Raw genomic sequence first — 15141 nt, 5'->3', positions numbered from 1 at the left:
CGGCGGCGACGCGGCAGGGCCGAGCCCGGGCGTCGTAGCCAGGGCCTCGCATACCCCTAATGGGCAGAACCACGCTTGTTTCCCGCCATTCCCTGCCACGAAACTGATCATCCGGTGTGACTTGCGCGACGATGGGCCGCCCCCGCCTGCACCTCGCGGCCAGGGAGGCGTAGCCTTTATTTCCGCTGTCCATCACCTTGTGAAGCGGAAGAGGGCGGTTGCCGCCGTGTCGTCTCAGTCCCCCAGTAACCCCAGCATCTCGCCCGACCAAGCCGGGCAGGGCAAGAACCCTGCCGCGGCTTTCGGCCCCAATGAGTGGCTCGTCGATGAGATCTACCAGCAGTACCTCCAGGACCCGAATTCGGTCGACCGCGCCTGGTGGGACTTCTTCGCCGACTACAAGAAGCCCGGTGCGGGCGCGGCTGACGCAGCCGTGAAGCCCCCCCAGGCCTCGGCTGCCGCAGTCGCGGGGGCTGCGGTCACCGCGGCGCCACCGGCTGCTCCCGCCCCGGCCCGGGCGCCCGCCCCGGCCGCACCGGCCGCCCCGCCCGTACAGGCCGCACCGGCCGCACCGGCTGCGGCTCCCGCGGCGCCACCGGCCGCGCCCGCGGCGGCGACCCCCGCCACCACCAGGCCGTCCGCGCCTGCCGCCAACGCCGTACCCGCGGATGCGCCCAAGCCCAGCGCGGAGCCGGCGGCGGAACCGGCCGCCGGGCCTCAGTACGTGACGCTGCGGGGCCCCTCCGCCGCGGTCGCGAAGAACATGAACGCCTCGCTGGAGGTGCCCACGGCCACGTCCGTGCGCGCCGTCCCGGTGAAGCTGCTCTTCGACAACCGCATCGTCATCAACAACCATCTCAAGCGCGCCCGGGGCGGGAAGGTCTCCTTCACCCACCTCATCGGGTACGCGATGGTCCAGGCCATCAAGGCCATGCCGTCGATGAACTGGTCCTTCACGGAGAAGGACGGCAAGCCGACCCTGGTCAAGCCGGAGCACATCAACTTCGGCCTGGCCATCGACCTGGTGAAGCCGAACGGCGACCGCCAGCTGGTCGTCGCGGGCATCAAGAAGGCCGAGACGCTCAACTTCTTCGACTTCTGGCAGGCGTACGAGGACATCGTCCGCCGCGCCCGCACCAACAAGCTGACGATGGACGACTTCACCGGCGTCACCGTCTCGCTGACCAACCCCGGCGGCCTGGGCACCGTCCACTCCGTGCCGCGTCTGATGCCCGGACAGTCGGTCATCATGGGCGTCGGCTCGATGGACTACCCCGCCGAGTTCCAGGGCACCTCCCAGGACACCCTGAACAAGCTGGGCATCGCCAAGGTCATGACGCTGACCTCGACGTACGACCACCGGGTCGTCCAGGGCGCGGCCTCCGGCGAGTTCCTCCGCATCGTCGCGAACCTCCTGCTCGGCGAGAGCGGCTTCTACGACGAGATCTTCGAGTCGCTGCGCATTCCCTACGAGCCGGTCCGCTGGCTCAAGGACATCGACGCCTCGCACGACGACGACGTCACCAAGGCCGCGCGCGTCTTCGAGCTGATCCACTCCTACCGGGTGCGCGGCCATGTCATGGCCGACACCGACCCGCTGGAGTACAAGCAGCGCAAGCACCCCGACCTGGACATCACCGAGCACGGTCTGACGCTCTGGGACCTGGAGCGCGACTTCGCGGTCGGCGGCTTCGCCGGCAAGGCGATGATGAAGCTGCGCGACATCCTCGGCGTGCTGCGTGAGTCGTACTGCCGCACCACCGGCGTCGAGTTCATGCACATCCAGGACCCGAAGCAGCGCAAGTGGCTCCAGGACCGGATCGAGCGCGGCCACTCCAAGCCGGAGCGCGAGGAGCAGCTGCGGATCCTGCGCCGCCTCAACGCCGCCGAGGCGTTCGAGACGTTCCTGCAAACCAAGTACGTCGGTCAGAAGAGGTTCTCGCTCGAAGGCGGCGAGTCCGTCATTCCGCTGCTGGACTCGGTCCTCGACTCCGCCGCGGAGGCGCGCCTCGACGAGGTCGTCATCGGCATGGCCCACCGGGGCCGCCTCAACGTCCTCGCGAACATCGTCGGCAAGTCGTACGCCCAGATCTTCCGCGAGTTCGAGGGCAACCTCGACCCGAAGTCGATGCACGGCTCCGGCGACGTCAAGTACCACCTGGGCGCCGAGGGCACCTTCACCGGCCTGGACGGCGAGCAGATCAAGGTCTCGCTGGCCGCCAACCCCTCCCACCTGGAGGCGGTGGACCCGGTCCTGGAGGGCATCGCCCGCGCCAAGCAGGACATCATCAACAAGGGCGGCACGGACTTCACGGTGCTGCCCGTCGCCCTGCACGGCGACGCGGCCTTCGCGGGCCAGGGCGTGGTGGCCGAGACGCTGAACATGTCGCAGCTGCGCGGCTACCGCACCGGCGGCACGGTCCACATCGTCATCAACAACCAGGTCGGCTTCACCGCCGCGCCGGAGTCGGCCCGCTCCTCGATGTACGCCACGGACGTGGCCCGCATGATCGAGGCGCCGATCTTCCATGTGAACGGTGACGACCCGGAGGCCGTGGTGCGCGTGGCGCGGCTCGCCTTCGAGTTCCGCCAGACGTTCAACAAGGACGTCGTGATCGACCTCATCTGCTACCGGCGCCGTGGTCACAACGAGGGTGACAACCCGTCGTTCACGAACCCGCAGATGTACAACCTGATCGACAAGAAGCGTTCGGTGCGCAAGCTGTACACCGAGTCGCTGATCGGTCGCGGCGACATCACGCTGGAAGAGGCGGAGCAGGCGCTCCAGGACTTCCAGGGCCAGCTGGAGAAGGTCTTCGCGGAGGTCCGCGAGGCCACCAGCCAGTCCGCTCCGGCGCATCTCCCGGAGCCGCAGGCCGAGTTCCCGGTGGCCGTCACCACGGCGATCAGCCAGGAGATCGTGAAGCGGATCGCCGAGTCCCAGGTCAACATCCCCGAGCGCATCGCGGTCCACCCGCGCCTGGTGCCGCAGATGCAGCGGCGCGCGGCCTCGGTGGAGGACGGCACGATCGACTGGGGCATGGGCGAGACGCTCGCGATCGGCTCCCTGCTGATGGAGGGCACCCCGGTCCGGCTGTCGGGCCAGGACAGCCGCCGCGGTACGTTCGGCCAGCGCCACGCGGTGCTGGTGGACCAGGAGACGGGCGAGGACTACACCCCGCTGCAGAACCTCTCCGACGACCAGGCCCGTTACAACGTCTACGACTCGCTGCTGAGCGAGTACGCGGCGATGGGCTTCGAGTACGGCTACTCGCTGGCGCGTCCGGACGCGCTGGTGATGTGGGAGGCGCAGTTCGGCGACTTCGTCAACGGCGCGCAGACGGTGGTGGACGAGTTCATCTCGTCGGCGGAGCAGAAGTGGGGCCAGACTTCGGGCGTCACCCTGCTCCTCCCGCACGGTTACGAGGGCCAGGGCCCGGACCACTCGTCCGCGCGTCCTGAGCGCTTCCTCCAGATGTGCGCGCAGAACAACATGACGGTGGCGATGCCGACCCTGCCGTCGAACTACTTCCACCTGCTGCGCTGGCAGGTCCACAACCCGCACCACAAGCCGCTGATCGTCTTCACGCCGAAGTCGATGCTGCGTCTGAAGGCGGCGGCGTCGAAGGCGGAGGAGTTCATCAACGGCGGCTTCCGCCCGGTGATCGGCGACACCGGGGTCGACTCGGGGGCGGTTGACCCGAGTGCGATCCGCAAGGTGGTGTTCTGCTCCGGAAAGGTCTACTACGACCTGGACGCGGAGCGGAACAAGCGCGGCAGCCAGGACGCGGCGGCGGCGGAAACGGCGATCATCCGGCTGGAGCGGCTGTACCCGCTGCCGGGCGCGGAGCTCCAGGCGCAGATCGCCAAGTTCCCGAACGCGGAGAAGTACCTCTGGGTCCAGGAGGAGCCCGCGAACCAGGGCGCGTGGCCGTTCATCGCGCTGAACCTGATCGACCACCTCGACCTGGCGGTCGGCGCGGACATCCCGCACGGCGAGCGGCTGCGACGCATCTCGCGCGCGCACGGCTCGTCGCCGGCGGTGGGCTCGGCGAAGCGCCACCAGGCGGAGCAGCAGCAGCTGGTCAAGGAGGTCTTCGAGGCCTGACGAACCGCTTGAGTTCGGTTCGGCACGCTCGTACGGCCGTACGTGATGGAGGGCCCGGCGCATGCGCCGGGCCCTCCATCACGTACGGGCGGCCCGCTCAGCCGGCCGATCCGGGCGCGTTCGGATCCTGCCCTCGCGCCTTTCGGCACGACCCGGCAGCCGGTTCGGCCCGGCTCACCTCAGGCGGCCACGGCCCGGTCGGCCGTACGGGCGCGCATTCGGGCCCTTCGGGCGGCGCCGGGGCGGCGGGTCGGCCGCGTCGAGCGTCCCCGCGGTACGGGGCGCTCGGCACCTGGGACACCCTGCCGGGCCCGGCAGGGGCCCGGGAGCCTTCCGGCGCAGAGGCTTGGGCATTCCGGGTACGCCTGGCACGCCCGGTACGGCTCACGCCGCGCCCGGTACCTCCAGTCTCGCTATCTCCTGGCGCAGGTGCGCCGCCGCCCCGGTGTCCGCCGCGTCCGCTGTCACCAGCATCGACAGCACCGCCCGGTGCTCCTCCAGGGCGCGCTCCGGGCCCGCCGTCCGTTCCAGGCGGGTGACCCGCAGCCGCTGGGCGGTGACCGCCCGCTCCATCGCCTCGCCCGGGCCCGCCTCCGCGGCGGCGCGGCGGTAGTACGCCGCCGCGTCCCGGAGCCGGTGGCGCGACGCGGTGCGGCGGGCCAGCAGCGCCGAGGCCAGGGCCCGGTGCCACCAGGCCTCGGCGGACAGGGCGGGGTCGGCCGCCGTACGGGCCGCCGCGCCCAGGGCCCAGTCCGCCTCGTGGAGGTCGGCAACCGCCTCCTCGGCGCGGAAGGACTCAATGTACGCCTGGCCCAGCAGCGCCCTGCGCCGCGGCAGTTCGGGATCGCCCGCGGGCGTCTCGTCGGTCGCCCCGCGCAGCGCCCGTACCCCCGCGTGCACATCCGCGGGCGCGCCCTTGTCGACGCCGCGCTCGGTCAGCTGCCTGCCGAGCGCCGTGTGGATCACCGCCCGGCGCGGATCGCCGAGCAGCAGCAGCGGCAGCGCCGAGGTCCAGGCCGCGATCGCCGAGTCGCGGTGCGCCCAGACGCCCGTCGACTCGTACCGCTGCTCCAGCACACGGGCCATCCGCAGCAGGCAGTCGGCCTCGGCCTCCTCGTCCTTGCCGACGTGCCTGCGCGCCTGGTCCAGAGCCTGGAGGGTGCGCAGCCTCGCGTCGTCGTCCGGGAACTCGTGGGCGAACTCAATGGCGTCGGCGTAGTCCAGCCAGGCGCGGCAGAGTTCCGCCTGCGGTACGGCGTTCCAGTCGAGGCCGTCGATGCCCGCGTGCAGGTCCTTGTCGGCCCGGTCGGCGAACGCGCGGGCGTTGATCAGGTCCTCCGCCGCCGCGCCCCCGGGCCTGGCGACGGGACCCTCGCCCCGGTAGTGGCGGGCCAGTTCGAGCAGGATCCCGCCCTTGACCAGCAGCGCGGTCTCCCGCCGCTCGTCCGCCAGCAGCAGTTGTACGAGACCGAGCGCGGTCTGGAGGGTGTCGGTGAACCAGTCCTCGGGCCGCCGCTGCCCGCCCCCGCCCCCGCGCTGCGCGTACGGCGCACCTGTCACCGCCAGCCGCCGCAGTACCCGGACCCTGGCCGACGCCGCGCCCTCCAACCGCAGCGGTCCTTCAGTCAGTTCGGCGAGGCTGCTGTCCGCGGCCGACAGCAGAACAGCCGCCGCCCAGCGCACGTCATCCGGATCGGCGGACGTCTGCACCCGTACCCACTCCGGCATCAGACCGGGGCTCAGCCGGCCCGCCTCCACCTCGTCCGCCAGCGCCTCCAGCACCTGCGCCAGCGTCAGATGCGCCCGCGGCTTGCCGGTGATGGCGTTCTGGGCGGCATCCAGGGCCTCGCGCAGGTCCTCGGGGAGCCGGCGCACCAGCCAGCGCCGCCACAGCGCCTCGGCCAGCTCCCCGTACAGCGCGGCCCGTTCGGCGGCCCGGCGCTCCGCCTGGGTCGCCGCGCCGAGCAGCTGGATCGCCGCGTCCAGGTCCCGTACGGTCCCGTGCTCGCCGAAGTGCGCCAGGCAGGCGTGGGCCTGCGCCACCAGACCGGCCGGGCCCTCGCCGGGCAGACCGCCCGGCGGCGCGGTCGGCGCGGCGCCGCCGAGCCGCCGCAGCACCTGCGCCGACACCTGCGCGAAGGCCCACAGGCCCCGGCTGCCGGGGCGTTCGGCCGCCGCGGGCCTCGGGTCCACCGCGCCGGTGAGGAAGGCCGCGGCCATGGCGGGGAAGTTCCGTACCGTACGGCCGTAGCGTGACTCGACGTACTCGGAGCAGTGCTTGAGCACCAGCGCCGCGCTGCTCGTGCCCAGTTGCCCGAGCAGCTCGTCGCGTACGCCCGGCAGGAAGGTGTACGAGGGGACGCCGTCGCCGTCGTCCGCGCTCTCGTCCTCCTCGTCGGCCGCCCGCCGCAGCAACCCGCTGAGCAGCACCTCCGCCAGTACGTCAGGCCCGCTGCGTACCAGCATCGCGCGCTGTACGAGCTGCATCACCGGCAGCATCAGCGGCACCGCCGAGAAGTAGACCGCGAGCTGCGCGGCGGCGGGCGAGGCCGTCCTGCGGAAGGCGCGCACGCGCTCCACGGGGTCGAGGTCCTGTGCCGCGAGGGGCTGGTCCGCGGCCGGTTCGTGGCGGGCCCTGACCAGGCCGGCCGCGGCGTGCAGCGACTGGCCGGTGGCACCGGCCACCAGCCGGGCCCAGGCCTCGAAGGAGGACCGCCGCAGCGCCAGCACCGGCACCGGAATCCCCGCTCCCGCCACCCTGCGGCGCGGGCTGAACTCCAGCCGCCCGGCCGGACCTTCGCGCCGCCGCAGCAGCCCCGGCAGCGCGGGCAGATGCGTACGCCGCCACATGCGCTGCGGCAGCGGCTGCACCACGGCGACCGGCGCGGTCGACGCCCAGGTGTGCAGGAGCCGCTGCATACGGCCGCTGCGCCACATGGGGCCCGCGCAGTCGCTCAGTACGAGCGTCAGCTGGCGGCCTGTGGGGTCGCCGAGCTGGGCGGGGGCGCGCTCTCCCTCGCGGACGTGGTGCACGGCCACCTCACGGAACGCCCCGGCGCGCTCGCAGATCTGCCGTAGCTCGTCAAGCGCCTTCTCCCACACGAGGTTCGACGTCGAAACGTCCGCGACAAGGGCGAGACGCGCCTCGCGCCGCCGGACGGCGTGCAGCACCGGCACCACCAGACCGGCGTCGGCGGACCGGTCGGCCGTAGCGACCTCGTCCAGCTCGCGGCGGACCAGGCGCATGGGCGGCCGGTAGCGCTGCAGGGGCCGCAGGGCGCGCTGTAACGCGAGCGTGTCGGGCAGCACGGAGGGGGCAGGTACGGGCACCCGCCGCAGGCCGCCGCCGAGCGGGCCGTCCGCTCCGTCCGGTACGCCGCCGGGCTCGTCGTCCGGTACGCCGCTACCGGGCCCGAACAGGTCGACTCGGGCGGCGCGCGGCAACGGGTCTGCCGTGAACGACGAGTGCGCGGGCGATTCCGCGGCCTCCATGGGCGGGAAGTCCGCGGGCGGCTGCTCCGGAGGGCCGGTGTCCGGCCGGGCGCCAGGGCGGTGGGGCGGCGCTGCCGCCGGTACGAAGCGGGACAGCCACAGGGCGTCCGCCACCTCCTCGGCGGTGGGCTTCAGTTCCGCCTCGCGGAGGCGGGTGACGAGCGCGGTCAGCGGGCCCTGGGTGGCCGTCATGGCGGGTCACCGCTGCCGGGTGTCGAGTGGACGTATCAGCAGCTCGGCGATCTCCTCCCGCCGCCCCGGCTCCTCGCGGACCGCGTGCTGGGTGAGGAAGATCGCGTTGAGCAGCTGGTCGGTGGGGCGCAGTTCGCCGTCGCCGTCCTCCCGCGTGAACTGCCCGATCAGATCGAGGTTCCGCTCGTCGGAACCGGGCCCGAAGTGCGCCTGCACCATCGCGGCGAGCCGCTCGTCACGCGGCGGGTCGAGGTGCAGATGGATGCAGCGGCGCAGCAGCGGCGCGGGAAAATCGCGCTCTCCGTTGCTGGTCATCACCACGAAGGGGAAGGCGTGACAGCGCACCCGGCCGCCCTGGACGGGCACCCGGCGGCCGTCGTCGGTGAGCACGCGCACCTGGTCCTGACCTGGCCGGTCGGCCATCCGCTCCAGCTCGGGCAGCGCGAACTCGCCCTCCTCGACCACGTTCAGCAGGTCGTTGGGCAGGTCGATGTCGCTCTTGTCGAGCTCGTCGATGAGCAGGACGCGGGGCAGCTCGGCGGGCAGCAGCGCGGTGCCGAGCGGCCCGAGCCGGATGTAGCGCCCGATGTCGTCCGACTGGTGCTCGTCACGCTGGTGCTCGTCACGCTGGGCGAGCTGCGCGTCCTGGAGGCGGCCGATGGCGTCGTACGTGTACAGCCCGTCCTTCAGCTCGGTGCGGCTGACGACGGGCCATTGGAGCACCCGGCCCAGGCCCAGTTCGTACGCGACGGAGTGCGCGAGCGTGGACTTGCCGGAGCCCGGTTCGCCGGTGACGAGCAGCGGACGCCGTAAGTAGAGGGCGGCGTTGATCAGTTCGAGGGCTTCGGCGTCCTGCGCGGGCGGCGCGGCCACGCGCGCGCCGAGCCGCCGGGTGGAGGAGCTGTCGATGGGCGGCGCGGCGCCGGGCAGCGGCTCACCGGAGAAGGCGCGCCAGGGAGGCGGCGGCGGCAGGTGCCGGATGCGGCCCGGATCGGGGGCGCCCACACCTCGGTAGATCAGCCAGTCGTCCATCGCTCGCTCCTCGTCGGCGGCCGGTGGCATCGGGGAACCCAGCGGGACCCGTGGCGGACCACGTCCGATACGTACCCGCCCCTCACTTCTTTCATGGCGAGTCCAGCGGACAACTGTCGTCGGCGGGCAGCGGGCGGCCCGGGTCGTCGTAGAGGATGGCCACTCCCTCCGCCCAGTGTCCGCTGTTCCTCGATCCGCTGATGTCGTCTCTGATACGGCGCAGCCGGTCGGGAAGCTCACCGGCGCCGGCGGTCTGCGCGAGCAGTGCGGCCGCGCCCTGGTACAGGTCCTCGCAGAACTCCGTACAGCCGTGGTCGGAATGGCCGTCGGTGTGCCACAGGGCGATGCCGTGTCCGGCGCGCAGTGCCATGCCGATGGCCCTTCGTCCCACTCCCCTGCCCGCGGGTCTGCACAGGACGGGCACGGCGGACGGCGGCAGGTCCTCGAAGTGGCGGGGCCGGGGAACCTGCCGCTGCGGCGGGGCGCGGAAGGCGGTGAGCGCGTCGGCGGCGAGCATCTCCTCCCAGCGCCGCGCCCACACGGTGTCCGGTTCGCCTCGTCTGGCGAGGTCGCGCAGGACCACCATCCGCCGTACGCCGACGTACGCCGGATGGTGCAGCCTGGCCATCTCGGTGAGCTGCCACCGGTGTACGGCGGTGTCGAAGTGGTCGGCGGGCAGGGCGACTTCGAGGGGGGCGGGGGCGCCTGGCCCGTCGACGGAGGCGAACACCTCGTCCAGCGGGCCGCGCAGCCGCTGGATCAGCTGCTCGGGCGGGACGCCGTCGCCGGTCTGCTCCTCGTGCAGCGGCTCGTTGACGTCGTGGCCGTCGTCGACGCGTATGCGCCAGTAGAAGCGGGTGGGGCGGGCGTCGCAGACGGGCTCCAGCTCGACAATGACGACGGCGGACCCGTCGCCGGGCCGCGGATAGGGGACGACGATCCTGTCCTGGCCGCTGAGGGCACGGGGGTGTACGAGTCCGGGCGGCAGCGTCGCCTGGGTGACCACGGTGTGCACGATCCGGGGCACCTCCATCAGCCGCCGGGCCACCCAGTCGGCGAGGGGAGCGGGGTCCGCGCCGCGGCTGCGCTCGTACTCGACCACGAGCTGGAGGTAGTGGAGAGCGGCGATGGCGGCGACGGGCTGCCCGGCCTCGTACAGCAGGCCGTGTCCGTCGCGCCAGATGCGCGGCGGCAGCTGCCCGGGGGGCGGGGGGACGCCGCCGCGGGCCTTCTTGGCGAGCTCGGCGACGGGGCGGATGGAGGCCGGCGGGTGTACGGCGGCGAGCAGCGACAGCGCTTCGCGCCGGTCGACGGGGCTCCACTGGTCGCCGCTGGTGTGGACGCCCGCGCCGGGGAGCTGGTGCTGTCGCTCGATCCAGTTGTGCCCGGTGACTTTGGGGGAGTGGCCGTGCCAGCGGTCATGGGCGGCCATGACGAGCTGGTAGGTGGTGCCGAAGCGGCGCAGGGCGGTGGCGGCGATGGCCGTGCCGCCGTCTCTGCCGACGCGGCGGGACTTGAGGATGCCGACGACGGCGCCGGTGTGGGCGTCGAGGACGGGTGAGCCGGAGCCGCCCTTGGGGAACTCGGCCTCTGGCCTGAAACGCATCCCGTAGTCGTCATCGAAGCCGTTGATGCGGGCGGCGGCTCTCCAGCGGACGGCGCGCTGTGTCTCCGCCTCTGACCGTTCTGGCGACTGTGGTGACTGTTCCGGGCGGTAGCCCTGGACGATGCCTCGGCCGCCGGGGTACTCGGTACGGTCGGTGAGCCAGACGCACTCGTGCTCGGCGTCGGGCTCGATGAGCCGTACGAGGGCGAGATCCTGCTCGACGGGGACGCGCTGTTCGGCGCGCGGCTCGCCGTCGCCGTCGAGGAGCCAGCAGGCGAGGCGCGCTTCGAGGGGCTCGCCGCCGTTGACCTCGCTGCCGATGAGGTGGAAGGGGCGGGTGCGGTCGCCCCTGAGGTGGGGCGCGAGGACGTGTGCGCAGGTCAGGACCCAGCCGGGGGCGATGAAGAAGCCGGTGCCCCACATACCGGTGTCTTCCGTGAGCGCGAAGTGGACGGTGGCGGCGCGGGCGAGGGCGCCTATGAGGGGGTCGGAGTCGGATTCGGATTCGCTCATGGCGCGGTTTCGCTCATGGCGTGTCTTCGCCGGGTTCCTGCTGATCTTTCAGCTTCCAGGTGAGGGTGACCTGGACGGATGCCTTGGCCTCGCCGGCGGCGAGTACGGCGAGGGCGACGCCCGACTTGGCGGTGAGCTCGATGCCGAAGGTGACGCTGGCCTCGTCGGGCCCGGCGGCAGCGGCGGCCTCCAGCACGGAGGCGCCGAGTTCGGTGATCAGTGTGTCGAGCTGCTCGACCTTGGCGGTGACGTTCTCGATGAAGCCGACGTCCTCTTCGTCCTCGCCGTATCCGCCGCCGCCCGGGGCGGACAGCCGGGCAAGGACGACGGCTCCCCCGGGTAACTCGATCTGCTGGACGCGTTCGTTCATGGTTCCCCCGTCTCCACGACCAATGACGACGACGTTAGTGGCCTGTGCGGTTGCGGGGGAGAGCCGGAAGTCGCCGTAATCTGGAGGGGTCGGCCCTGTCCCCCTTATCCCTTCCTTATCCCTTCATCCCGTACCAGGAGCATGTCTTGTACTTCACCGATCGCGGCATCGAGGAGCTGGAGAAGCGACGCGGCGAGGAGGAGGTCACTTTCGAGTGGCTCGCGGAACAACTGCGTACGTTTGTCGACCTCAACCCGGACTTCGAGGTCCCGGTGGAACGCTTGGCGACGTGGCTGGCGCGGTTGGACGACGAAGAGGACGAGGACGGGGAGTAGCCCCGGCGGCCGACGGCGCGGGCCCAGACGCTCGTATGCCCGTATGCCCGGAGGCCCGTATGCCCGGAGGCTGAGCGCTCGGTACTTCACGCTTGACATCCCACAAGCGCGATATATCGTGTTGGTCAGAAGACGCGATATGTTGCGTCGCGGCCCGCTCAAGGGAGCCCATCACCATGGCAGAGTCGACATGGGAAGTCGCCGAGCCCCAGAAGCTCACCTTCGACACCCCAGTGACAGCGCTCAACGTGCGCATCGTCAATGGCACGGTCAACGTCGTCGGCACCGATGAGGGTCCCGCCCGTCTGGAGGTCTCCGAGCTCGAAGGCCCCCCGCTGGTCGTGACCCAGCAGGGCACCACCCTCACCGTCGCGTATGAGGACCTGCCCTGGAAGGGCTTCCTCCAGTGGCTCGACCGCAAGGGCTGGCACCGCAGCGCGGTCGTCTCCCTCACCGTCCCGGCCCGCGCGTCCGTGGAGGTGGGCGTCGTCGGCGCCGCGGCCGTCGTCTCCGGCATCCAGGGCCCCACCTCCGTACGCGGCGTCAGCGGCGAGACCACCCTCGTCAGCGTCTCCGGAACGGTCCGCGCCGACACCGTCTCCGGCGACCTGGAGGCCCAGTCGGTCACCGGGGATCTGCGCTACAACTCCGTATCCGGCGATCTGACGGTGATCGACGGCGCGGGCTCATCCGTACGGGCGGACTCCGTCAGCGGCGACATGGTCGTCGACATCGACCAGGCCGGCAAGCCCACGGAGATCCGGCTGAACAGCGTCTCCGGGGAGATCGCGATCCGGCTGCCGCACCCCGCGGACGCGCGGGTCGAGGCGAACACCGCGAGCGGCGCGGTGTCCAACGCGTTCGAGGATCTGCGGGTCAGCGGCCAGTGGGGCGCGAAGAAGATCACCGGCACGCTGGGCGCGGGCACGGGCACGCTCAAGGCGACGACGGTCTCGGGTTCCATCGCGCTGCTGCGCCGGCCGCCCACGGAGGACGACCTGTACGACGCAGCCCCTACCGGAAAGGTCCTCTGACATGCCGCCCGTCTTCGCACACGGCCGACTGCGCCTCTATCTGCTGAAGCTTCTGGACGAGGCCCCGCGCCACGGCTACGAGGTGATCAGGTTGCTGGAGGAGCGTTTCCAGGGCCTGTACGCGCCGAGCGCGGGCACGGTGTATCCGCGGCTGGCCAAGCTGGAGGCCGAGGGACTGGTCACCCATGCCACGGAGGGCGGTCGCAAGGTCTACTCGATCACCGACGCCGGCCGCGCGGAACTGGCGGGGCGCAGCGGCGAACTGGCGGACCTGGAGCTGGAGATCCGCGAGTCGGTCTCCGAACTGGCCGCGGAGATCCGGGACGACGTGCGGGGCGCGGCGGGGAAGCTGCGCAGCGAGATGCGGGCTGCGGCGACGGAGACGCGCAGCGGCGGTGCCTCTGCCTCCGGCGCCGGAGGGGTGGACTGGGAGTCCGCCTTCGGGGACAAGGAGTCCTGGCGCGCGGCGAAGGAGGAGCTGCGGAAGGCGAAGCAGGAGTGGAAAGAGCAGGCGCGCCGAGCCAAGGATGAGTCACGCCGGGCCCGGGAGGACGCGCAGCAGGCGCGCCGCCAGGCGAAGGAGGCGCAGGAGACGGCGCGCGAGGAGATGCAGCGCATCGCCAAGCAGGTGCAGGACCAGGTGCAGGTCCACTTCGCGCGGGGCGACTGGCCCACGGGCGTACGGGAGGGGCTGTCCGAACTCAGTACGCAGCTGGGGGGCTTGGCCCGGGGTACGGTCTGGCCGCCCCATGGGAAGCCTGAACCGGCGGAGGAGGACCCGGAGTGGGCGAAGGAGACGATGGACTCGGGTGACCCCGCGCGCGACTTGGACCGGTTGCTGGACCGCTTCCGGGACGACATCCGGGATGCGGCGCGGGACCATGGCGTAACGGAACAACAACTGGGCGAGGCACGCCGCCACTTGTCCACGGCGGCGGCCCACATCGGAGCGCTGCTCCACCCCAAAAAGCCCTGACGCGCCGGGGGGCCACGCCCAGTGCGGGTTGCCCGCAATGCGGGCGGGCAGCTCTGGGCTTGCGCCCGGGAGACCGACCACCGGCAGCAAGCACCCACGCCCCTGACCCACGTCCACCCACTGCCGGTCACCTCCGCGCAGGGGCTCGCGTTCCCGACTGCCCCACCGCGCTTCGCGCGAGCTGCGCCGCTTTACGTCCAGAACACGACCCTTGCGCGTCCCCCGCGCCCCGGAGCCCGGGGGTGTCAGCTCCCACACAATCCCTCCCCCAGACACCGGGGACGCGGTCCAAGCTGCCACACGCTTCGCGGCGAAGCCGCTGGAGACTGGGTGTGGGGCGTCAGCCCCACACAGCCGGCCCCCGGCCGGGAGGGCGCGACGCCGCCGCGCCGGCAAGGCATGGGTACCGGCTTCGGGCGAAGCCGACTCACCCAGGGCCCGGCGCGCGCGAAGATGCCCATCCGGCTGTGACTGCGCAACGCGTCTCGGCCACAAGTTGGGACGCGGGCACCAAGCCGGCCGCACCACAAGGTGCTCCTACCGGCTCCGCGGCGGAGCCGCCGGAGCACGGGGGTGTGGGGGCGTCAGTCCCCACATGGCCCCTCCCCCGACAGGGGGTCTGGGGGCGCAGCCCCCAGTTACGGGAAAGGGCGGGGTGGGGGAACAAACCGCCCGCACCCCGAGGCGCCTCACCCCGCCTTCGCCACGTCCCCGCCCCCGCTCCCACTTCCGCCCCCGAACATCACCCTCTCCACCGACCCATACGTCGCCCCGTGCTCCGCCAGCACATCCGCCACCACCCCCGGCCGCGCCGTCAGTGCCAACAGCAAGTGTTCCCCGCCGATATGCCGGTCCCCGCGGCCCAGCGCGATGCGGAGCGACTTCACCAGCATGTCCTTCGCCGCCGGGGTGAACGGACGATGCCCCGCCCACCACCGCTTCGACTTCCCGCCCATCTGCAACGCGCCCTGCCCATGCGCCTCTTCCACCTTCGAGACGATCTCCGCCACATCGATGCCAAGCCCGGCCAGCGCCTCCATGTCCGCCTTCGACAGGCCCCCGAGCCGCCGCGCGTCCGCCAGCGCCGCCTCCACCGACGCGCGCCGGTCCGTGACCCCCAGCGCCGCGAACGCGAACGCCGTCCGCGTGCCCTCCTGGTCCAGCATCGCCAGCAGCAGATGCTCTTCGGTAACCGAGTCCGCGCCCGTCCGCGTCGAGACCTCCACGGAGCCGGTCACCACCGCCCGGGCTTCTTTCGTGAAACGCTCGAACATCACTGCCTCCCGTACTTCTTGTGTACGGCCTGCCGGCTGACACCCAGCTCGGCCGCGATCTCCTGCCACGACCAGCCCTGGTTACGGGCGCTGCGCACCTGTACGGCTTCCAGCTGCTCAAGGAGTCGCCGCAGCGCGGCGACCGCTCGCAGCCCGACTCGGGGGTCACGGTCGCCCGCCCGCTCGGCGAGATCGGTTGCTTCGGTCAT

Annotated in this window: 10 protein-coding genes; 4 read left to right on the top strand and 6 right to left on the bottom strand. The window is 72.0% G+C overall.

Going from position 1 to position 15141, the window contains the following annotated elements:
• Positions 1-226 precede the first annotated feature (226 nt).
• Complete coding sequence (locus ACIHCQ_RS06665) at positions 227-4108, top strand: multifunctional oxoglutarate decarboxylase/oxoglutarate dehydrogenase thiamine pyrophosphate-binding subunit/dihydrolipoyllysine-residue succinyltransferase subunit (RefSeq protein ID WP_399658576.1); 3882 nt, start codon at positions 227-229, stop codon at positions 4106-4108.
• 384 nt (positions 4109-4492) lie between these two features.
• Here ACIHCQ_RS06665 and ACIHCQ_RS06660 read toward each other — a convergent pair whose 3' ends face one another.
• From ACIHCQ_RS06660 to ACIHCQ_RS06645, 4 genes are all read right to left on the bottom strand, one after another.
• Positions 4493-7792 carry an SAV_2336 N-terminal domain-related protein gene (locus ACIHCQ_RS06660; RefSeq protein WP_399658575.1) on the bottom strand — a complete coding sequence of 1100 codons (3300 nt, stop codon included), beginning with the start codon at positions 7790-7792 and terminating at the stop codon, positions 4493-4495.
• 6 nt (positions 7793-7798) lie between these two features.
• On the bottom strand, positions 7799-8824 hold the full coding sequence (locus ACIHCQ_RS06655; RefSeq protein ID WP_399658573.1) for an AAA family ATPase: 1026 nt from the start codon (positions 8822-8824) through the stop codon (positions 7799-7801).
• Positions 8825-8915: 91 nt separating this feature from the next.
• On the bottom strand, positions 8916-10943 hold the full coding sequence (locus tag ACIHCQ_RS06650; RefSeq protein WP_399658572.1) for a trypsin-like peptidase domain-containing protein: 2028 nt from the start codon (positions 10941-10943) through the stop codon (positions 8916-8918).
• A 13-nt stretch (positions 10944-10956) separates the two neighbouring features.
• Entirely contained in the window at positions 10957-11313 is a 357-nt protein-coding gene (locus ACIHCQ_RS06645) for a CU044_2847 family protein (protein WP_399658571.1), read from the bottom strand.
• Positions 11314-11459: 146 nt separating this feature from the next.
• Between ACIHCQ_RS06645 and ACIHCQ_RS06640 the strand changes: the two genes are divergently transcribed.
• From ACIHCQ_RS06640 to ACIHCQ_RS06630, 3 genes are all read left to right on the top strand, one after another.
• A complete protein-coding gene (locus ACIHCQ_RS06640) occupies positions 11460-11648 on the top strand; it encodes a DUF6104 family protein (protein WP_399658570.1) in 189 nt (62 codons plus the stop codon).
• A 176-nt stretch (positions 11649-11824) separates the two neighbouring features.
• Positions 11825-12682: a DUF4097 family beta strand repeat-containing protein gene (locus ACIHCQ_RS06635; RefSeq protein WP_399658569.1), complete on the top strand. Its 858-nt coding sequence runs from the start codon at positions 11825-11827 to the stop codon at positions 12680-12682.
• A 1-nt stretch (position 12683) separates the two neighbouring features.
• The gene (locus tag ACIHCQ_RS06630) at positions 12684-13658 is read left to right on the top strand and encodes a helix-turn-helix transcriptional regulator (protein WP_399658568.1); all 975 of its coding nucleotides are present in this window, start codon (positions 12684-12686) and stop codon (positions 13656-13658) included.
• Between the two features lie 689 nt (positions 13659-14347).
• Here the strand turns inward: ACIHCQ_RS06630 and ACIHCQ_RS06625 are convergent.
• Positions 14348-14932 carry a Clp protease N-terminal domain-containing protein gene (locus ACIHCQ_RS06625; protein ID WP_399658567.1) on the bottom strand — a complete coding sequence of 195 codons (585 nt, stop codon included), beginning with the start codon at positions 14930-14932 and terminating at the stop codon, positions 14348-14350.
• A complete protein-coding gene (locus tag ACIHCQ_RS06620) occupies positions 14932-15141 on the bottom strand; it encodes a helix-turn-helix domain-containing protein (protein ID WP_018571396.1) in 210 nt (69 codons plus the stop codon). Before ACIHCQ_RS06620 ends, ACIHCQ_RS06625 begins: the two co-directional genes overlap by 1 nt.

Origin of the sequence: Streptomyces sp. NPDC052236, assembly GCF_044548015.1 — a bacterium.
In the GTDB taxonomy this organism is placed as follows: domain Bacteria; phylum Actinomycetota; class Actinomycetes; order Streptomycetales; family Streptomycetaceae; genus Streptomyces.
This window is presented reverse-complemented; position numbering and strand designations above follow the sequence as displayed.